This window comes from Ornithinimicrobium sufpigmenti, assembly GCF_004322775.1.
Taxonomy (GTDB): domain Bacteria; phylum Actinomycetota; class Actinomycetes; order Actinomycetales; family Dermatophilaceae; genus Ornithinicoccus; species Ornithinicoccus sufpigmenti.
Genome location: NZ_CP036403.1, coordinates 1242773 through 1262423, shown reverse-complemented (window position 1 = coordinate 1262423; position 19651 = coordinate 1242773). Strand labels below are relative to the sequence as shown.

Below are 19651 nucleotides of genomic sequence, written 5' to 3'. Positions count from 1 at the left end.
GCCCCTACTCCTGGCTGAAGGCGGAGTCGAAGGACTGCGCCGGGGCCGGGTAGTCGAAGCGGCGCAGGTAGGCCAGCGCCTCGGGGGCGCCGTGCAGCCGGTCCATCGACGCGTCCTCCCACTCCACCGAGACCGGGCCGTCGTAGCCGGCGTGAGCCAGCGCCCGGAAGCAGTCCTCCCAGGGCACGTCGCCCCGCCCGGCGGAGACGAAGTCCCAGCCGCGGCGCTGGTCGCCCCAGGGCAGGTGGGAGGACAGGATGCCGTGACGGCCGTTGCCCATCCGCATCCGGGTGTCCTTGCAGTCCACGTGGTAGATCCGGTCGGCGAAGTCGGTGATGAAGCCGACCGGGTCGATGCCCTGCCACATCATGTGGCTCGGGTCCCAGTTCAGCCCGAACGCCTCCCGGTGGCCGACCGCCTCCAGCGCGCGCACGGTCGACCAGTAGTCGTAGGCGATCTCGCTGGGGTGCACCTCGTGGGCGAAGCGCACCCCGCACTCGTCGAAGACGTCGAGGATCGGGTTCCACCGGTCGGCGAAGTCCTGGTAGCCGGCCTCGATCCGCGCGGCGGGCACGGGCGGGAACATCGCGACGTACTGCCAGATCGAGGACCCGGTGAAGCCGACGACCGTCTTGACCCCCATCTTCTGGGCCAGCCGCGCGGTGAGCTTGAGCTCCTCCGCGGCGCGCTGCCGCACACCCTCGGGGTCGCCGTCGCCCCAGACCCGCGGGCCGACGATCGCCTTGTGCCGCTCGTCGATCGGGTCGTCGCAGACCGCCTGGCCCTTGAGGTGGTTGGAGATCGCCCACACCCCCAGGCCGTGGCGGCGCAGGATCTCCAGCCGACCCTCGACATACTCCTCGTCGTCCCAGCGCCAGGCGTCCAGGTGCTCGCCGGAGACCGCGATCTCCAGCCCGTCATAGCCCCAGCCGGCCGCGAGCTCGGCGACCTCCTCCAGGGTCAGGTCGGCCCACTGGCCGGTGAAGAGGGTGAACGTCCTGGCCATCATGTCTCCTTCGTCGCGCGGGATCAGGGGGTATGAGGTGAGGGTGTCAGTTGCCGGTCGGCGTGGTCACGCCGCCGGCCGCGTGGCTGGCCTCGATGGCCGCGAGGACCCGCTGCACGGCCAGTCCGTCGGCGAAGCCGGGGAGCAGCTCTCCCCCGCCGTCGATCGCGCGCAGCAGGTCGGCCGCCTGGGAGATGAACGTGGAGTCCCAGCCCAGGGTGTGCCCCGACGGCCACCAGGCGTCCACGTAGGGGTGCTCGGGCTCGGTGACGAGGATCTGCTTGGGGCCGTCGGTCGCCGAGCCCGTGCTCTCGTGCAGCACCAGCTCGTTGAGCCGCTCCAGGTCGAAACGCAGCGACCCGGTCGTGCCGTAGACCTCGACCTGGAGGGCGTTCTTGCGGCCGGTGGCCACGCGGCTCACCTCGAGCGAGGCCACCACCCCGGAGCGGGTGTGCAGGGTAGCCCAGGCCGCGTCGTCGACGGTCACCTCCTCGGGCCCGTCGGGTCCCGGCCGCTGGGGGGTGAAGGTGCGCAGCTCGCCGCGCACGCTGGTCACCGGCTCGCCGAGGATGGCGTGCAGCTGGTCGACGGCGTGCGAGCCCAGGTCGCCGAGGGCGCCGGAGCCGGCGGTCTCCCGGCGCAGCCGCCAGGTCATCGGCGCGGTGTCGTCGGCGAGCCAGTCCTGCAGGTAGGCCAGCCGGACCTCCCGGACCAGCCCGATCCGGCCCTCGGTCACGAGCTCGCGGGCCAGCGCCAGCGCCGGCACCCGCCGGTAGTTGTGCGCCAGCATCGTCCGCCCGGCCCCCTGCTGCCGGGCGGCCTCCACCAGCGCCTCCGACTCGGGCACCGTGTTGCTCAACGGTTTCTCGACGATGACGTGCTTGCCGGCGGCGAGCGCGGCCAGCGCCACCTCGGCGTGCAGGTGGCCGGGCGTGCACACGTCGACGATGTCGATGTCGTCCCGCTCGACGACGGCCCGCCAGTCGGTGGCGGCCTCGGCCCAGCCGTAGCGCCGGGCGGCCTGCCCAACCGCGTCGGCGTCGCGGCCGACGAGGACCTGCATCCGCACCGGGGGCACGTCGGGGTAGAACGCCGCGACGTTGCGCCAGGCGTTGGAGTGGGCCTTGCCCATGAACGAGTAGCCGACGACGGCCACACCGAGGGGCTCGGGCGCTCCAGGTGCCAAGGTTCTCTCCTCCTGCGAAGGGGTGATGCGGGTGGTCGGAGGGTCAGGCGGGTCGGACGTCCGTGGCCGGACGCTCGGCGGCGCGCTTCCTCAGGTGGTCAACTGACGCAGGAAGGCCAGGCCGTCGGCGGCCAGGTCGTCCTGCGTGGTCGCCAGCGGCCGCCAGATGGAGGCGGCCGTGGCGATGGCTGCGTTGTCGGCGGTGAAGCTCTCGATGCACAGCCCACCGGAGTAGCCGACCTCGTCGAGGGCGGCGAGGATCCCCGGCCAGTCGGTCTGGTCACCGCCGGGGGCACCCCGGTCGTTGCCGCAGACCTGCACGTGCACCAGGTGCTCGCCCGCACGCCGCACGGCGTCGGCGGAGGACCGCTCCTCGATGCCCACGTGGTAGGTGTCCAGCGCCACGCCGCACGCCGGCCCGAGCAGGCCCTCCAGCCCGGTGAGGGCCTGCTCGACGGTGTTGACCAGCGACGTCTCGTAGCGGTTGAGCGGCTCGATCCCGATCCGCACGCCGGCCTGCGCCGCGTGCTCGACGACCGGGGCGAGGTTGTCCCGCCACTCCTGGTAGGCCGCCTCGCGCTCGGTCGGCGTCATCCGCCAGACCCGGCCGGTCGCGGCGTAGAACGGCCCGCACACCGCCGGGGCACCGATGCCCTCGGCGAGGTCCACGCACCGGCGCAGGTAGTCCTGCGTGGCGGCGACGGCGCCCGGGTCGGCGACCACGAGGTCGCGCCCCGGGGCCATCGCCCCCACCACGTAGGGCTGCAGGCCGGTGGCGGACAGGGCCGCCCGGACGGCGGGGACCGTGAGGTCGCCCGCGGACTCCAGCGGCAGCTCGACCGCCGTGAAGCCCATCCCCGCGACCTTCTCGAGCAGCTCGGGCAGCTGCGCGTCGGTCAGCGGTGACGTCCAGACCCAGGTGTTGACGCCGAGGGGCCTCACGGGATGACGCGGTCCTGCCACACCTGCGGGTAGCCGGGCAGGTCCTCGCCGCCGAACTTGGCGTAGTGACCGTCGGGCATGCCCTCGTTGGCGGTCAGGAAGTCGCCGCGCTCGGCCTCGGTGATCGGCTCCTGCGGAAGGACCCACTCGGCGGGGATCTCCTCGCCGGCGGCGATCTTCTCCAGCGCCAGCAGCGGGGTGCGCCACTGGAAGTTGGAGTAGACGGGCGCCATACCGGTCAGCCCGGTCTCCTCCCACTTGCGCAGGAAGCTCATCTCGTCCTCGCCGGTCATCACCGGGTAGTCCGCGCCGGCGTCCTCGAACGCCTCGATGGCGGCGACGGCACCGTCTCCGGCGTCCATCCACACGCCCTGGACGTCACCGCGGGCGAGCTCGTCGGAGATGATCTTCTTGATCTCGGTCGGGTCGGCGCCGGTGAAGTAGTCGACCGCCTCGATGCCGTTCTCCTCGAAGATCTTCTCGGCCGCGGCCCAGCGGTGCTCGAGCACGTCGACGCCCGGCAGGATCCGCAGCGCGACGACCTTGTCGCCCTCCTCGAGGTTCTCGACGAGGAACTCGGCGGTGTCGATGCCCCAGGCGTAGCCGCCGATGGGGTGGATGAAGGTGGTCGCGCAGTCGGTCTCGACACCGCGGTCGAAGACCACGACCGGCATGCCCGTGTCGCACGCCCGCTCGACCGCGGGCGTCAGCGCCGCGGTGGAGTTGGGTGAGATGACGAAGGCGTCACAGCCGGCCTCGGCGATGAAGTAGTCGATGTCGGCGATCTGGGTGTTGTCGTCGTCCTGCGCGTCACGGGTCTCCATCTCGGAGATGACGCCGGACTCCTGCAGCGACTTCAGCTGCTCGTTCATCGTGATCCAGCCGGTCTGGCGCCACGGGTTGGAGATCGAGGCGTTGGAGAAGCAGACCTTCATCGCCTCGTCCGTCGCGAACTCGGAGGTGTCGGTCATCTCACCGTCGATGTACTGCAGGTGCGGCGCGGACGCGTCACCCTCGAAGGTGGCCGAGCGCTGCTCGTACTGGGTGTCGTAGACGGCCTGGTCGAACCACTCGTCCGAGCCACCGGCGTCCTCGCCCTCAGCGTCGTCGGCAGTGTCGTCGGCAGTGTCGTCGGCGGCGTCGACGGCGTCGTCGGCGTCGTCGGGCTCGGCGCCGTCGTTGCTGTCCTCGGCCGCCGCAGGGGTGGTGGGGTCGTCGAGCGACTCGTCGGTCGAGCACGCCGCCAGCATGGCCAGCGCGGCGGTGGCGGCCATCAGGCTGCCGATCTTCTTCCTGCGCATCAGTTCTCTCCTGTTGTCGTGCCCGGGGTGGGCGGGGTGGTGGTTGCGGTGGTGTCGGGGGTATGCCGTGCCAGCGGGCCCTTGTCGGGGCGCCGGACGCCACTCCATACCCGGGCCGAGGCGGCGACGGCGAGGATGATGATCACGCCCTGCACGGTGGGCCGCCAGGTCGAGGCCACGCCCAGGAAGTTGAGCAGGGTGAAGAGCAGCTCGAGGGCGAAGGCGCCGGCAGCGGCCGAGAGCACCCACCCGCGTCCGCCGCCGAGGACGACCCCGCCGATGACCACGGCGGTGATCGCGGTGAACTCGTAGCCGCTGCCCACGGAGGGGTGCACCCCGGCATACCCGACCAGGATGATCCCGGAGACGGTGGCGGCGAGGGAGGACAGCACGAAGGCACGGGTCTTGACCCACCACACGGAGGCGCCGGACAGGCGGGCAGCCTCGGGGTTGTCGCCGGTCGCGACCAGGGTGCGCCCGAACGGGCGGCGCATGAGCCAGACCGCGCCGACCGCGAGGACGACGAGGATGATGGCCGGGTAGGGGATGATCTCGAGCACCGGGACGTCGCGGATGCCACCGCGGCCGATCTGCCGGAAGCTGTCGACCGGGTTGCCGGTGGCGGCGCCGCCGGTGAGGTAGAGGACCAGGCCCGACAGCGCCAGCATCATGCCGAGGGTGACGATGAAGCTGGGCACCTTCAGGATCGTGGTCGCCAGCCCGTTGATCACGCCCACGAGCGCCCCGAGGGCGACCATGAGCAGCATCACCGGCAGGATGCGCGACTCGTCCTGGCCGATGAGGTTGCCGGCGAGGACGACCTGCATCGCCACGACGGAACCCATCGACAGGTCGAACTCGCCGGAGACGATGACGAAGTACTGCCCGATCGCGGCGATCGCGATGGGGGCGGTGCGGCCGATGAAGCGGATGAGGGAGCCGGGCTCGCCGAAGCTGGGGTTGGAGGCGATGACGGCGGCCAGCAGCAGCGCGGCGAGGACGAAGACGGCACCGCCCGGGGTGATGAGCGTGCGGGCGAGTCGGGTCAGCGCGCCGCCCTCGTGCCGCGGCAGCTCGCGGCGGCGGTCGCCGGCCTGCGGGGTGATGGTCTGGATGCTCACGCGACCTCCTCCGTGACGCGGCGGTCGGCGGCGCCGGTGCGGTCAGTGCCGAAGCGGGCCGGTCGCCGGTCCATGTTGCGGCGGGCGTAGACGGCGACGGCGAGGACGATGACCAGGCCCCGGACGACGTCGCGCAGGAAGGAGTTGACCTCCAGCACGCCCATCACGTTGTCCATGACCGCGAAGATGGCCACGCCGCCGAGGGTGCCCAGGACGTTGCCCTTGCCGCCGGCCAGGACGGTGCCGCCCAGGACGACCGCGGCGATCGACATGAGGTCGTAGCCGCCCTGGCTGCCGATGGTGGGGCTGCCGACGGACAGTCGCGCCAGCAGCAGCAGCCCGGCCATGCCGGCCAGCATCGAGCACAGGACGTGGGCCAGGATCACCGGCGGCGCGGTGCGCAGACCGCTGAGCCGGGCGACCTGCGGGTTGCCGCCCACGGCATACAGGTGGTGGCCGACGCGGGTGCGGCGCAGGAGCAGGATGACCAGGACCGCGCAGCCCAGCATGATGAGGGTCGAGACCGGGACCGGGCCGATGTTGGTGGCGCCGATGAGGCGGAAGTCGCGGGGCGCGGACCCGGCGGAGCCCTTGTAGTTGCTGCCCAGGTAGCCGGCGAGGATCAGGCCCATGCCCAGCGTGGCGATGAAGCCGTGGACATGGAGCACGCTGACCACCAGCCCGTTGACCAGCCCGATCAGCGCGGAGACGCCCAGGGCGAGCACGACCGCGAGCGCGATGTTGCCGGTCTGGCCGGCCATGGTGACGCCGGCGACGAGGCTGCTGAGGCTGACGACGTAGGGCACCGAGAGGTCGAGGCTGCCGCCGAGGATGACCAAGGTCTGCCCGATGGCGACGAACCCCAGGATGCTGGTGCCGGTGAGGATCGCCGAGATGTTGCCGGGGCTGAAGAAGTTGCGCCCGGCGGTGGCGGTGAGGATCGCGCCGGCGACGAGCGCGAGCGCCAGCACGATGAGGACGATAGTCGTCGAGGTGATCGGCGCGCGCGTGGGGCGCGAGCGGTGCGTGAGGGTGCTCATGCGCTCCGCACCTCCTCGCCGACGCCGGTGCCGAGGGCGATGACGTCCTCCTCGGAGCTGCCCGCGGGCAGCTCCCCGGCGAGCCGGCCGTCGCGCATGACGAGGATCCGGTCGGACAGTCCGATGACCTCGGGCAGCTCGCTGGAGACCATGAGCACGCCGACGCCGCGGTGGGCGAGCTGGCGCAGCAGCTCGTAGATAGCGTGCTTGGCGCCGACGTCGATGCCGCGGGTCGGCTCGTCCATGAGGATGACCGCCGGGTCGGTGCTGAGCCAGCGCGCGAGGACGACCTTCTGCTGGTTGCCGCCGGAGAGGAACTGCACCTCCTGCCCGAGCGAGCGGGCGGCGACCTCCAGGGAGGACAGGATCCCGGGCATGTCGGCGCGGGTGCGGGCGGCCCGCCCGGGCAGCACCGCGCGGACCACGCCGAGGGCGTTGTCGAGGATGGACTGGTTGAGCGCCAGCCCCTTGGCCTTGCGGTCCTCGGTCACCAGGGCCAGGCCCTGGCGGATCGCCTGGCGGGGGGAGGTGGTGCGCACCGTCCGCCCGCGCAGCGTCATCGTGCCGCGGGTGAAGGGGTGGACGCCGAAGATGCTCTCGACGAGCTCGGTGCGACCCGAGCCCTGCAGCCCCGCCAGACCCACGATCTCACCAGCGCGCACGCTGAGGTCCACGCCGTCCACATACCCGTTGCCCGCCCCGCTGAGGGTGAGCAGCTCCTCCCCCAGGGTGGTGCCGGGGAGCGGGTCGGGGAAGAAGGAGGAGATAGGGCGGCCGACCATGAGCCGCACGAGGGTGGCCTCGTCGAGCTCGGCGGCCGGTCGGGTAGCGACCTGGCGGCCGTCCTTGAGGACGGTGATGGTGTCGCAGAGGTCGAAGATCTCCTTCAGCCGGTGGGAGACGTACAGGATCGCGACGTCCCGCTCGAGGAGGCGCTCGATGATGCGGTAGAGCAGGTCGACCTCGTGCCCGGCGAGGGCTGCGGTGGGCTCGTCCATCGAGATGATCCGGGCGTCGTAGCTGACCGCCTTGGCGATCTCCACGATCTGCTGCTCGGCGACCGAGAGCGAGCGCACGGTCCGGCTCGGCGCCAGGCCCGTCACCCCGAGGCCGTCGAGGAGGTCGGCGGTGTCACGCTGCATGCGCGCGGTGTCGACGAGCAGCCCGCTGCGGGGCTCGCGGCCGAGGTAGATGTTCTCGGCGACGGTGCGGTCCGGCAGGAGGTTGAACTCCTGGAAGACGGTCGAGAGGCCCGCCTCCTGGGCCTGGACCGGGTGGCTGAAGGAGCGGGTCTGGCCCAGCATCTCGATGGTGCCGCCGTCGGGGTGGTGCACGCCCGCCAGCAGCTTCATCAGCGTGGACTTGCCGGCGCCGTTCTCGCCGACGAGGCCGTGGACCTGGCCCGGGTGCAGGTCCAGGTCGACGTCCTGGAGCACGGCGTTGCCGAAGAAGCGCTTGGTGAGGCCGCGTGCGCGCAGCACGGCAGGGGACCCCGTGGTCACGGACCGGGGTGCAGCGTCGGGAGCGACGGCGTCATCGTTCGTCACGGCAGCGACTATGGCACGCTTCGACCACTTTTGTCGAGCGACATGCAGAAGTTGAGAACTAGACGTGACTAAGTGCTGCGTGGTTGACTGCGGCCGTGCAGACCAGCGACGTGTTCGAGCTCCTGCGCGACGGCCGCCCGCGGACGAAGGCGCAGCTGGCCGAGGCCATGGGGCTGGCGCGGTCGACCGTCGCCGCGCGGGTGGAGGTGCTGATGCGGCTGGGCCTGGTCGTCCCGCACGGCGATGCGCGGTCGACGGGCGGACGGCCCCCGTCCCTCTTCGCGATGAACCCGTCTGCACGGGTCGTGGCCGCCGTCGACCTCGGGGCCACGCACGCCGTCGCCGCCCTGACCGACCTGTCCGGCACGGTCCTCGGTGAGACGCGTGAGGCGCTGGACATCGCGGACGGGCCCGACGTCGTGCTGGCCTGGGTCGCCGCCGCGGTCGAGGGCCTCCTGAGGCGGACGAAGCGGCCGGTGAGCGACCTCATCGCGATGGGGATCGGCCTCCCCGGCCCGGTCGAGCACTCCACCGGCCGCCCGATCAACCCACCGATCATGCCGGGCTGGGACCGGTATGACGTGCCGGCCCACCTGCAGCGCACCTTCCCCGTGCCGGTGCTCATCGACAACGACGTCAACATCATGGCGCTGGGCGAGCAGCGGACCCACCTGCCCGACGTCCCCGACCTGATCTTCCTCAAGGTGGCGACCGGCATCGGCGCGGGCATCATCTCCGGCAACCAGCTGCAGCGCGGCGCCCAGGGGACGGCCGGCGACCTCGGGCACGTGCGGGTGGCGCGGGCCGACGGGGTGCTGTGCCGCTGCGGCAACGAGGGCTGCCTCGAGGCGGTCGCGGCCGGCCCCGCGCTCGCGGCGAGCCTGCAGGAGCTCGAGGTGGGGGCGGCGACCACGCAGGACGTCATCGACCTGGTCCGCCAGGGCGACCGCGCGGCGTTGCAGGTCGTGCGCCAGGCCGGCCGCGACATCGGCGAGGTGGTCGCCACCTCCGTCAATTTGCTCAACCCCTCGTTCGTCGTCATCGGCGGGCGCCTGGCCGACGCCGGCGAGCACCTGCTGGCCGGCATCCGCGAGGTCGTCTACCAGCGCTCCCTGCCCCTCGCCACCCAGCACCTGCAGGTCGTCGCCTCCCGCGCGGGGGCGCACGCCGGTGTCCTCGGCGCGGCGTTCCTGGCCATCGACCACGCGCTGTCGCCCGAGGCGATCGAGGCGGCGAGCGCGAGGGTGGCTTCGGCCTGAGCCGGGGTCTGGGTCCGGGTCTGGAGCCCCGGCCTGGGACGAGCCCGGGTCCCCGCGTCCTGGCGGCCGACCTACCGCTCGCGCACCAGCACGTGCTGGACCACCAGCGTCGCCGTGGCCGCCGCCGCCACGAAGGCCACCACCCCGCCCCATCCCACGGCCTCGTAGGCCAGGCCACCCGCCCAGCCGAGCACGCTCGAGCCGCCGTAGTAGGCCAGGTTGTAGAGGCCGGTCGACTGCCCACGGGCCGTCACCGCCCGGGCACCGGCCCAGCCGGACGCGATCGAGTGTGCGCCGAAGAAGCCGCCCGTGAGGACGAGGAGACCGGTCAGCACCAGCCACAGCGGCCCGGCCAGCGTGAGGAGAAGACCGGCGATCATGACGAGCACGCTGGCGACGAGCACGGCATACCTCCCGTGCCGTGCGGCGAGCTCACCGGCGCGGGGGGCCGAGACCGTGCCGGCCAGGTACGCGAGGAAGATGAGCCCGACCGCCCACCCGGGCAGCAGGTAGGGCGCCTGCACGAGGCGGAAGCCGAGGTAGTTGTAGACCGCGACGAAGCCGCCCATCAGCAGGAACGCGGACAGGTAGAGGCCGACCAGCGCGCGGTCCTGGAGGTTGACGAGCACCCGTCTGGTCTGGGCGAGCACCCCGACACCGCGGACCGCCACGAACCGGCGCTCGCGTGGCGCGAGCACGACGAAGGCGACCGCGGCGAGCGCCGCCATGGCCGACACGGTCGTCATGCCGACGCGCCACGAGGTGACGTCCGCCACCGGGGTGGCCACAACCCGGCCGAGCAGCCCACCGATCGTCGTCCCGCCGACGAACCACCCCGCTGCCACGGCCGCCGACCGCTCGTGGACCTCCTCGTTGAGGTAGGCCATCGCCAGCGCCGGCACGCCGCCGAGGGCCGCGCCCTCGAGGAACCGCAGCACCAGCACGGCCTCGAAGGTCGGCGCCCACGCCGACACCAGCCCCAGCACGGTGGCGCCCACGACGGCCACCACCATCGACCGCAGCCGGCCGAAGCGGTCGCCGACGAACGACCAGGGCACGACGGCGAGCGCCAGCCCGAGGGTCGCGGCCGAGACGGTCAGCGCGGCCCGGTCGGCGGTGGTGCCGAGGTCGGCAGCGATCTGCGGCAGGACGCCCTGCGGGGAGTAGAGCTGGGCGAAGGTCGCCACCCCGGCGCACAGGAGGGCCGCCAGGAGGCGCCGGTACGCGGCGCTGCCGCGGGCGTGCCCGTGCTCGCGATGGGTCACGCGGCCCGCCCGCCCCGCCGGCGGTCGCGGCTCTCGGTGGTCGAAGCTGGTCCGGCGTTCACGCGGTCATCCTGCCGCACGCGTGCCGCCGGGGACCTACGCTGGCCGGGTGTCCGGGTTCAGCGCGTCGGCGGTGCTCGCCGTGCTGCTCGGCGGGCTCCTCCTGCCGGTCCTCTTCGTGCCGTACGTGGGGTGGAGCTACCGCCGCCGGGGGACGCTGAGCCCCGGGCACGCCGTGGTCGTCGCCGCGGCGGTGGTCTACGCCACGGCGCTGTGGACCTACACGATCGTCCCGCTGCCCGACCCGGCAACGCTGGAGTGCGCGGGCGACGCCCCCGTCCAGCTCCTCCCCCTGGCCTCGCTGGGCGACGTCGACGTCGCGACCCACGGGCTGCGCGACCCCGCGCTGGTGCAGCTGGTCGCCAACGTCGCGCTCTTCGTGCCCTTCGGCATGCTGGTGCGGCACCTGCTCGCGCCCCGCCGGCCCGCCTGGGTGGTGGTGCTCGCCGCGGCAGGCACCTCGCTGCTGGTCGAGCTGACCCAGCTGACCGGCGTCTGGGGCCTTTACCCCTGCGCCTACCGGATCTTCGACGTCGACGACCTGCTGACGAACACGCTGGGGGCCACCCTCGGCCTGCTGCTGGCACCGCTCCTGCGCCGGATCCCCGGGCAGGGCACCGTGCCGGTCGCGCAGGCGCGGGTGGTGGGGCGCGGCCGGCGTCTGGTGGGGATGGCGGTCGACGTCGCCGCGGTGCACGTGCCGGCGCTCGTGCTCTACGTCGGCCTCGCCCTGGTGGCCCGCCACCGCGGCTGGCTCGGACCGGACCCTGCCTACGACCGCCTCTACGGCGGCGTCCTGCTCGGCGTCTCCCTGGTCCTCCTGCTGCTCGTCCCCCGCCTGACCCGCGGGGCCACCCCGGGCCAGCTGCTCACCTACGTCCGTCCGGTGACTGAGGACGGCAGCGCGCCGGACGTGCGCGCCCTGCTGCTGCGGTGGGCCAGCGGGTCCGGTGCCTACTTCCTCCTCCTCTCCGCGGGGTCGCTGCTGCGGCAGGACGCCCTGGGGGTGCTCGCCCACGCCTGGCTGGTCCTCGCGGGGGCGGTGGTCCTGCTGCGGCACCCGCGCGGCCTGTCGGGCTACGTCGCGGGCCTCACGGTCGTGGACTCGCGCGACCCCGGCTCGACCGTCAGCCGGGCGCGCGGCGTGGACCCCCGCAGCCTGACCGTGGCCGTGCTCGCCGTGGTCACGGTCGCCTACCTGGGCTACGCCGCGTTCGCCGCCCTGGCGCAGGTGGCGCCGGGCGTCGGGGCCGGCGTCGGGCTCCTCGGCCTGCTCGTCCTCGTCCTGGCGACGCTGGCCGTCGTCCCCTACCTGGTCGTCAACGGCGTGGTGACCGTGCGGCGCGAGGGTCTCGGTGCGCTCACCGTGCTGCCGCTGGTCACCGCCGCGGCCGCCGTCGCGGTCCCGGTGGCCGTGGTGGTCAGCATCCTGGTCGGGTCCCGGTGGTGGGCGGCGCTCGCGGTGGCGGTGCTGGCGGTGAGCGGCTACCTGGGTCTCCTCTTCGTCCCCTTCCTGGTCTACGGCCAGTGGTACGCCCGCCGTCGGCCCGACGGGCCGGTCGACGCGGTCGTCGTGCTCGGCTCGCGAGTCTTCGACGACCGGGTGCCGCCGCTGCTGGCTGCCCGGGTCGACCGCGGGATCGAGGTCCTGCACGAGCAGCTGGCGCGGGACCCCGGCGCCCCCACCGTGCTCGTCTGCTCCGGTGGCCAGGGGCCGGACGAGACGATGCCGGAGGGGACGGCGATGGCCCGGTATGCCGTCGAGCACGGCGCCCCGGCGGAGCGCGTCCTGGCGGAGACCGCCTCACGGACGACCGAGGAGAACCTCGTGCTCTCCCGCCAGCTGCTGCACGACAAGGGGCTCGGTGAGGTGGTGGTCGTGGTGACTAACGACTTCCACGCCTTCCGGGCCGGGATCATCGCCCGCGAGGTCGGCGTCGTGGCGGACGTGGTCGGGGCCCCCACCGCCCGCTACTACTTCCCCGCGGCCGTGCTCCGCGAGTTCGTGGGTGTGCTGGCCCGCACCTCGCGCCTGCACGCCGCCGTCGCGGGGCTGCTGGCGCTCGTCGCGGCTGGCCTCACCGTCCTGCTGCTCGGTTGACGCGACGTGGTGCGGAATGACGTCTTGGACGCGCAGCACCCCGGTGATCCCGCCACGATGGAGCCATGACTGACATCCGTTTCGGCTACACCCTGATGACCGAGCAGGCCGGCCCCAAGGAGCTGGTGCGCTTCGCCGTCGCCGCCGAGGAGGCCGGCTTCGACTTCGAGGTGAGCAGCGACCACTACTTCCCCTGGCTCTCGGCCCAGGGCCACTCCCCCTACGCCTGGACGGTGCTTGGCGCGGTCGCGCACGCCACGCAGCGGGTGGGGCTGATGACCTACGTGACCTGCCCGACCATGCGCTACCACCCTGCCGTGGTGGCGCAGAAGGCGGCCACGCTGCAGATCCTGGCCGACGGCCGGTTCACCCTGGGCCTGGGGAGCGGGGAGAACCTCAACGAGCACGTCGTGGGCCAGGGGTGGCCGACCGTCGGCACCCGCCAGGAGATGCTCGCGGAGGCCATCGAGGTCATCCGGGCCCTGCACACCGGCGACCTGGTCGAGCACCGGGGTGAGTACTTCGACGTGCCCTCGGCCCGGGTCTGGGACCTGCCCGAGGATGGGGTCGAGATCGCCGTCGCCGTCGGCGGTGAGGAGGCCATCGCCAGGTTCGCGCCGCTGGCCGACCACCTCATCGCGACCGAGCCCTCCAGCGAGTACTTCGAGCAGTGGAACGCCACGGACGGCGCCCCGCGGATCGGTCAGGGCGGTCCGGCCCGCGCGATCGGGCAGATCCCGATCTGCTGGGACCCGGACGAGCAGCGGGCGGTCGAGCGGGCGCACGAGCAGTTCCGCTGGTTCGCCGGCGGCTGGGCCGTCAACGCCGACCTGCCGACGACGGCCGGTTTCGCGGGAGCGACCCAGTTCGTCCGCCCCGAGGACGTGGCCGAGCAGATTCCCTGCGGGCCCGACCTCGACGCGATCGTCGAGGCGGTCAAGCCCTACTGGGAGGCGGGCTTCACGGACATCGCCCTGGTGCAGGTCGGTGGCGAGAGCCAGGACCAGTTCCTGGCCGAGTGCGCCGAGCCGCTGCTGGACAAGCTGCGCACCGCCGCCGGCTGACCGCGCCCTCGACGCGGTCGATCAGGGCCAGGCGTCCATCCGGGACAGGGCCGCCCGCACGGTGCCGTAGGCGTACTCGTCGTAGCCGAGGCCGCAGCTGACGCAGCGCGGGTGCTGACCCACGTCCGTCGGCCGCGCCCACCGGTGCTCGCACAACAACCTTTCCACGTTTTCCGTGCTCTCAGACATCTCGTCGCTCTCAGACATGCGGCGCACGGTACGGCTCGGTGCCGACACACCCTGCCGGGCGCCGCTGTCCGATGCCGCACGGCGTTGCCCGCTACTGCACGCGCTCTACAGGTCGAGCCGCCTGGCGATCTCTCCGCCGCCTGCCGCCCGAAGCACCTCGGCGTCGCCGACGACGACCAGCTCGTCGGTCGCCCGGGACAGACCCACGTAGAGCCGCTCCTTGGACCGGTCGCGGGTGCCGTCCTCGTTGACGCAGAGCACGACGGCGCGACGTTCGAGGCCCTTGCAGCCCAGCACGTGGCCGTAGAAGACGTCGTCGTCCTCCCAGAAGGTGCGCCAGTAGCCCTCCTGGCCGAGGTCTTCCTGACGGGAGTTCTGCTCCGGGCGCCGGCTGCCGGTCGTGATGAGCGCGACGTCCTCGGGCCGCCAGCCGGCGTCGAGGAGCCGGTCGACCTCGTCGTCAGCAACGCCGAGTGCCTCGTCGGGCGCAGCCTGCACGAAGCGCACCTCCGGCCCGTCCCCGCCCAGGCTGCGCATCCGCATCGGCGCCAGCGGGCTGAAGCTCTCCGCGATCTGCCGGGTGTTGCGCAGGTTGTGGTCGAGCACGAGCGGGACAAGCTGGACGGGCGGGCGCCCGAACCGAGCGAAGACCTTCTGGTTCTCGTCGGAGTAGACGAACAGCCCACCCTCCTCGGGGTCCTTCAGCGCGGCGAGCAGCGGGACCCACCAGTCCTCGGCGAAGTCCTGTGCCTCGTCGACGATGATCGCGTCGAACTTCCTGCCCTCCGGCAGCCCCCGTGCCCGCTCGGCCATCCGCGCCGGCAGCTCCTTCTCCCAGAACTCGGAGTCGTTGCGGTCGGCGTCGATCTCCAGGCCCCACTCGCGGCCGAGCTCCTCGAACCGCCCGACGAAGGCCGGCCGCGACTTGCGGTGCTCCCCCTCGAGGGTCCTCTTGAACCACTCCCCCAAACCGATCGAGTAGCACAGCAGCGCCACCCGCCTGCCCTTCTGCTCCTTGAAACCGCGGGTGAGCTGCTTGGCCTGGGTCATCGCCAGCACCGTCTTGCCGCTGCCTGCGCCGCCACGCACCTCCACGCGGTGGAGCAGCCGGGTGACCTCGAGGATCTTGGCCTGCTCCTGGGTGAGCCGGTCTGCCCGCGCCTCGCGGTCGTCGGCTTCGGCCACCACGTCCCTGCCCATGAGGCTGCGGCCGCTGAGGATCTCGGCGACCAGGTCGACATCGTCAGGGGTGGGCACGCGGTGGTGAGTCTCCTGCGTCTCGGTGACCGCACGGATCCGCTGCGCCAGGCGCTGCTGGTCGTCCCGGCCGTGGATCATCTCCCGGCCGCAGTCGGGCAGGGCGAAGTCGTCCGCGACAGGGCTGTATGGCGTCACGACCGTGTGCGCCCATCGCACCCTGCCGCGTGACGAGGCGGCCCACCGTGGGTCGTCCTGGACGTACTTGCGCGCGGTGTGCTTGAACTGCCTTGCCTGCCGGACCGGGTCGATCTCCCGGGTCCCGCCGCCGTGCTGCCACCACCGCCCCTGGTCGTCGACGCTCACGCTGCCGCCCTTGACCTCGACCACCACGACGCCCGCGCCGTGCATCAGCACGACGAGGTCGGCCTCGTGGTCCTGCTCGTGGTCGGTCAGCCGCGGGTTGGCCAGCACGACGTCCTCGTCCCGCAGGTTGCGCACCAGCCGCTCGCACACCTCCCGCTCGACGTTGTTCGGGAAGACCGGGTCGGCCGGGATGAGTCGAGCAGCCACTACATACCCCCGCCTGTCCAAGCACCGTTGCTCATCACGTCAGCATAAGAGGTATCTGTGGACAACCCGGACGTTGTCCGCAGCCTCCCTTCGGTCCCCATCCGACCGAGGTTGACGGCTCGTCGCACCCTTCGACGTGCCGCTCGCCGACAACACCGCGCTGCAACGGGGGGATGGTCTCGGTTCGGTCGTCGAAAACCCACCATGGTTGGCCGACCCGGAGCACAATGGATCTGCTCCCTACCTAGGCGCTGCGCCGGCGGCGACGCCCGAGGAGGTCCGATGGCTGAGGCTTCGGCATCCGCGACTGCTTCGAGTGCCTGGTCGCGCTCGGTGCACGCGGTGGTCGACCCCCTCCAGGGCCAGGACGTGCCGGTGACGACGCTCATCGACCGGATGCTCGACCTGCACGGAGACGACTATCTGGGGGCTGGGAGCTGGGCGTCTCCCGCCTGGCCGCCGGACACCCTGGTGCAGTCCACCGACCGGTGGATGACGGAGCTTGGGACACTGCTGCCCGGTGCTCGGATCTTCGGCCGGATCGCCCTGGTGGGGTGGTGTCTGCTGGACGACCGGGTGGCCTCAGCGGCCCAGTCGAGCGGCGTCCTGTCCGGCGTGGCCGGGTCGGTCTACCCCGACCTCCGAGCGTTCTTCCACGAAACGGGCTTGCTCCTCCTGCGCCGCCGAGCACCGCTGGCCGCCCTGGCCGCGGGCGAGCTGGCTCCAGTCCTGGAGCTCAGGGGAATCCCGGAGGCTGGGGCGATCACGCACCTGGCCCTGGGCTCGGCGGCCACCATGCCGGTGGGTTCGATCGGTACGTGGGCCGCGGCCGCGGGTGGTCAGGTCTTCCTGGGCCACCAGGAGCAGTCGCGCCGTGTCCTACCGGAGGAGGTGACGGACACTGTCCTCGCACTCGCCTTCTCGGGGTCCGGCCGGCTGCACGCGGTGTCCCGCCACAACCTCTACCGCATCGACCCGATCTCTCTGCAGCTCACCACCGTCGAGGGATGGCCGAGCGCGTCGGCCGCAGCAGTGGACCCACGCGGAGTGGTTGTCGCGGACGAGAAGGAGGTGTACTGGGCGGTGGCCGACGCCGGGGACGCCGTGTCTCTCGGCGCGCCGCCGGGCGTCCATGCGTCCCAGGTCGCCACCGCTGCGTCGCGGGTAGCCGTCCTCACCGAGGGTGAGATCTTCGTGACGAGGGTGGACAGCGTCACCAGCACGTGGAGCAAACTCGCAAACAACAACGAGCTGGACGTGCGCCTCACAGCGACGCCCGACCACGTCTACGACGTCACGGCCGAAGGACACCTGCGCTGCATCCCTTGGAAGGAGGACCTCCAGGACCGGCATCCCACGTGGTCCTGGGACGTGGTGGAGCTCGGGCAACCGCAGCTGTGCACCGCCACCGGGCAAACGCTGGCGGCCTTCGCCTCGGAGGACCGGGTCACGATACTGGCGGGACCGAAGGTGGTCGCCAGCTTCCGACCCGACCTCGATGAGGGCCAAAGCCTCCGATCTGTCGGTCTCAGCTACGACGGATCCGTGCTTGCCGTCTCCATGTCCCCGCCGGGCCTTCGCTTCTGGCGGATCGACAGCGCCCCGGAGGTCCGCCTGAGCAGCTACACCCCCGACACTCCCGAGGGGCAGGACCTGCTGGCGATCAAACCCACGGTCGACGCCCTCGCCGCCATCCTCGTGGCCAAGGCGGTCCAACCACCGGTTGCCATCGGGCTCTTCGGTGAGTGGGGCTCGGGCAAGACCTTCTTCATGAAACAGCTGGAAGCGCGCATCCAGGAGCTCAGCGACGACGCTCGATGGTCCGGTCGAACCCAGCGGTCGTTGTGGGCCTGGCGCAACGTCACGCAGGTGAGCTTCAACGCCTGGCACTACGCGGCTGCCGACGTGTGGGCGGGTCTGCTCGAGCATCTCGTACGGGTGCTGGCACAGCCACGCACGCCGGGCGGCACCGACCTTCGGCTCCCGGACGAGCTGGCGTCCCTGCAGCAGCGACGGGTGGCCACGCTGGCGTCGGCGCTCGATACCGCCACGCACTCCGGACAGGCTGTTCAGGAGGCCCGAGCACTGGAGGCAGCCGCCATCGAGAACCATGAGCGCACCGAGCAGGAGCTGGGGAAGGCACAGGAGAAGTTGCGGCGGCTGCAGTCGCCGAACCTCGCCGACGTGGCGGGGCGGCAGTCAGTTGACCGGCTGCGGAGCGCGCTGGAAGCCGCAGACCTGCCCGTCGCTGCCGAACTAGGTCAGACGATCCAGGACATCAAGGAGGCACGGGCCGCGACGCAGAGTGCGATCGGACTCCTGGCCCGCGGCAACCGGCGTCGGCTCCTGGCTGGTCTGCTCATCGCCTGGGTGCTCGGAGTGGGCGCCACACTGCTGCTCGACCGGCTCGATTTCCAGTGGGGCCCCGCAGTTGGCCTGGTCACGGCGATCCTGGGTGCCGTCGGAGTGGCGGCCCGGTGGATCACCGCAGCAGCGGCCCAGGTCGTGAGCGAAGCAGGCAGGTATGACGACGCCGAGCAGGCGGCGAGGACGGTCGAGGCCGAGCTCAGTCGGCAACTGACGGACTCCGAGGTGAGAGTGGAGGAACTGACGCGGGAGGTAACCCTCCGCGAGGAGCAGCGAAGAGCGGCGCAGCATCAGCTCGAGCAGGCCCGGGCGAGCGTCGTCAGCGCCACGCCAGGGGCCCTGCTCATGGAGTATCTGGAGGGGCGCGCTACAGAGGGTGATTACCGGGCACAGCTCGGACTGATCGGCACGGTGCGCAGCGACCTGCAACTCATCTCGGACGCGATCAACCAGCACAACGTCACGGTGAACGGGCAGGCGGACACCCCACCGGATGATGTGGTGAACCGCATCGTGCTCTACATCGACGACCTAGACCGTTGCCGCCCTGAGGTGGTCGTCAAGGTGCTCGAGGCCGTGTCGATGCTCCTGACCTTTCCGATGTTCGTCGTCGTCGTCGCCGTGGATGCTCAGTGGATCTCACGGTCGCTGGCGAAGGTCTACCCCGAGATGCTCTCCGGCGGAGACGTCACGCCGGACCACTATCTGGAGAAGATCTTTCAGCTGCCGGTCTGGCTGTCTCGCCCCTCCGACGACGCGGCCTCCGCCATGGCGCGCGTCCTGCTCGGGGCACCGGCTCCCTCGGCACCGCTCCACCGGCCCACGGAGAACCGGATTCACGCTGCAGTGAACACGTCGGAGGGCACGACGGCATACCAGTCCAGCACCGCCCCGGAACGCGGACCGCGCCCGCTCGGCCGGCACCAGTCCAGGATCGGGGTGTCCACGTCCCCACCGACGAGCGTGATCCTGGACGCGTCCGAGTCAGCTGGGCTCCAGGAGTTGGCTCCCTTGGTGTCCCGCTCACCGCGCGCACTCAAACGATTCATCAACACCTACCGGGTCCTCAAGGCCCTCGTGCCGCTGACCCACCTCACGGAGGCGCGGCTCATCCTGGCAGTCGCCACGAGCCGTCCTGCGCTGGGAGAACGCTTGCTGCAAGGCATCATCAGGGCGCAGGAGCCAACTCTCGGGGACCTGGTGAAGACGTGGCCCCCGGACGACCAGGCGTGGATGGAAGCCTCGATCCCCGCCAGCTACCGCACGTGGCCGCAGTGGCGCTGCGCCAACCTGCAAGCCGTTGTCAGAGAGGTGCGGCGCTTCGTCTTTCACGTCGAGCCGGTGGACCGTTCCACGGCAGCTGGTTGACAGCAAGCAGTGCCCGCGCGAGTGCGAGGTGGGTCCACCCAGGCGCTGCGGTAAACGGCCCCCGC

Annotated in this window: 14 protein-coding genes; 4 read left to right on the top strand and 10 right to left on the bottom strand. The window is 71.9% G+C overall.

The genetic code is table 11. From position 1 onward, the window contains the following. Positions 1-4 precede the first annotated feature (4 nt). The 7 genes from ESZ52_RS05830 to ESZ52_RS05800 all read right to left on the bottom strand — a co-directional run bounded on the left by ESZ52_RS05830 (position 5) and on the right by ESZ52_RS05800 (position 8143). Positions 5-1006 carry a sugar phosphate isomerase/epimerase family protein gene (locus tag ESZ52_RS05830; RefSeq protein ID WP_131104106.1) on the bottom strand — a complete coding sequence of 334 codons (1002 nt, stop codon included), beginning with the start codon at positions 1004-1006 and terminating at the stop codon, positions 5-7. Between the two features lie 46 nt (positions 1007-1052). Further along, on the bottom strand, positions 1053-2192 hold the full coding sequence (locus ESZ52_RS05825; RefSeq protein WP_272948404.1) for a Gfo/Idh/MocA family protein: 1140 nt from the start codon (positions 2190-2192) through the stop codon (positions 1053-1055). Positions 2193-2282: 90 nt separating this feature from the next. After that, positions 2283-3134 (bottom strand): sugar phosphate isomerase/epimerase family protein, encoded by an 852-nt coding sequence (locus tag ESZ52_RS05820; protein ID WP_131104105.1) that lies wholly within the window; start codon positions 3132-3134, stop codon positions 2283-2285. Continuing rightward, the gene (locus tag ESZ52_RS05815; protein WP_238154677.1) at positions 3131-4435 is read right to left on the bottom strand and encodes a substrate-binding domain-containing protein; all 1305 of its coding nucleotides are present in this window, start codon (positions 4433-4435) and stop codon (positions 3131-3133) included. The genes ESZ52_RS05820 and ESZ52_RS05815 overlap by 4 nt, the downstream gene beginning before the upstream one ends. Further along, positions 4435-5550, bottom strand: a complete 1116-nt coding sequence (locus ESZ52_RS05810; RefSeq protein ID WP_425600049.1) for an ABC transporter permease — start codon at positions 5548-5550, stop codon at positions 4435-4437. Before ESZ52_RS05810 ends, ESZ52_RS05815 begins: the two co-directional genes overlap by 1 nt. A 2-nt stretch (positions 5551-5552) precedes the next feature. Beyond that, a complete protein-coding gene (locus ESZ52_RS05805; protein ID WP_131104104.1) occupies positions 5553-6596 on the bottom strand; it encodes an ABC transporter permease in 1044 nt (347 codons plus the stop codon). Further along, positions 6593-8143, bottom strand: a complete 1551-nt coding sequence (locus tag ESZ52_RS05800; protein WP_131104103.1) for a sugar ABC transporter ATP-binding protein — start codon at positions 8141-8143, stop codon at positions 6593-6595. Before ESZ52_RS05800 ends, ESZ52_RS05805 begins: the two co-directional genes overlap by 4 nt. Before the next feature lie 95 nt (positions 8144-8238). Between ESZ52_RS05800 and ESZ52_RS05795 the strand changes: the two genes are divergently transcribed. Next, positions 8239-9402, top strand: coding sequence for an ROK family transcriptional regulator (locus tag ESZ52_RS05795; RefSeq protein WP_238154678.1), 1164 nt, complete (start codon positions 8239-8241; stop codon positions 9400-9402). Between the two features lie 71 nt (positions 9403-9473). Here ESZ52_RS05795 and ESZ52_RS05790 read toward each other — a convergent pair whose 3' ends face one another. Continuing rightward, on the bottom strand, positions 9474-10667 hold the full coding sequence (locus ESZ52_RS05790) for an MFS transporter (protein ID WP_131104102.1): 1194 nt from the start codon (positions 10665-10667) through the stop codon (positions 9474-9476). A 109-nt stretch (positions 10668-10776) separates the two neighbouring features. On the opposite strand from ESZ52_RS05790, the gene ESZ52_RS05785 reads away from it, so the two are divergent. Further along, a complete protein-coding gene (locus ESZ52_RS05785; protein ID WP_131104101.1) occupies positions 10777-12828 on the top strand; it encodes an ElyC/SanA/YdcF family protein in 2052 nt (683 codons plus the stop codon). Positions 12829-12893: 65 nt separating this feature from the next. Continuing rightward, on the top strand, positions 12894-13892 hold the full coding sequence (locus tag ESZ52_RS05780) for an LLM class F420-dependent oxidoreductase (protein ID WP_131104100.1): 999 nt from the start codon (positions 12894-12896) through the stop codon (positions 13890-13892). Between the two features lie 21 nt (positions 13893-13913). On the opposite strand, the gene ESZ52_RS05775 is transcribed toward ESZ52_RS05780, so the two are convergent. Together ESZ52_RS05775 and ESZ52_RS05770 are read right to left on the bottom strand one after the other, a co-directional pair. Next, the gene (locus tag ESZ52_RS05775) at positions 13914-14099 is read right to left on the bottom strand and encodes a hypothetical protein (protein WP_131104099.1); all 186 of its coding nucleotides are present in this window, start codon (positions 14097-14099) and stop codon (positions 13914-13916) included. Positions 14100-14186: 87 nt separating this feature from the next. After that, on the bottom strand, positions 14187-15851 hold the full coding sequence (locus ESZ52_RS05770; protein WP_131104098.1) for an NERD domain-containing protein: 1665 nt from the start codon (positions 15849-15851) through the stop codon (positions 14187-14189). 342 nt (positions 15852-16193) lie between these two features. Here ESZ52_RS05770 and ESZ52_RS05765 point away from each other — a divergent pair, with 342 nt between their 5' ends. Next, positions 16194-19586 (top strand): P-loop NTPase fold protein, encoded by a 3393-nt coding sequence (locus tag ESZ52_RS05765; RefSeq protein ID WP_145968822.1) that lies wholly within the window; start codon positions 16194-16196, stop codon positions 19584-19586. The last annotated feature ends 65 nt before the right edge of the window (positions 19587-19651 follow it).

Bases quoted from the DNA above. Each gene is read 5' to 3' on its own strand.
- ESZ52_RS05815 (WP_238154677.1), bottom strand. From the start codon at position 4,435: ATGCGCAGGAAGAAGATCGGCAGCCTGATGGCCGCCACCGCCGCGCTG.
- ESZ52_RS05805 (WP_131104104.1), bottom strand. From the start codon at position 6,596: ATGAGCACCCTCACGCACCGCTCGCGCCCCACGCGCGCGCCGATCACC.
- ESZ52_RS05830 (WP_131104106.1), bottom strand. From the start codon at position 1,006: ATGGCCAGGACGTTCACCCTCTTCACCGGCCAGTGGGCCGACCTGACC.
- ESZ52_RS05780 (WP_131104100.1), top strand. From the start codon at position 12,894: ATGACTGACATCCGTTTCGGCTACACCCTGATGACCGAGCAGGCCGGC.
- ESZ52_RS05775 (WP_131104099.1), bottom strand. From the start codon at position 14,099: ATGTCTGAGAGCGACGAGATGTCTGAGAGCACGGAAAACGTGGAAAGG.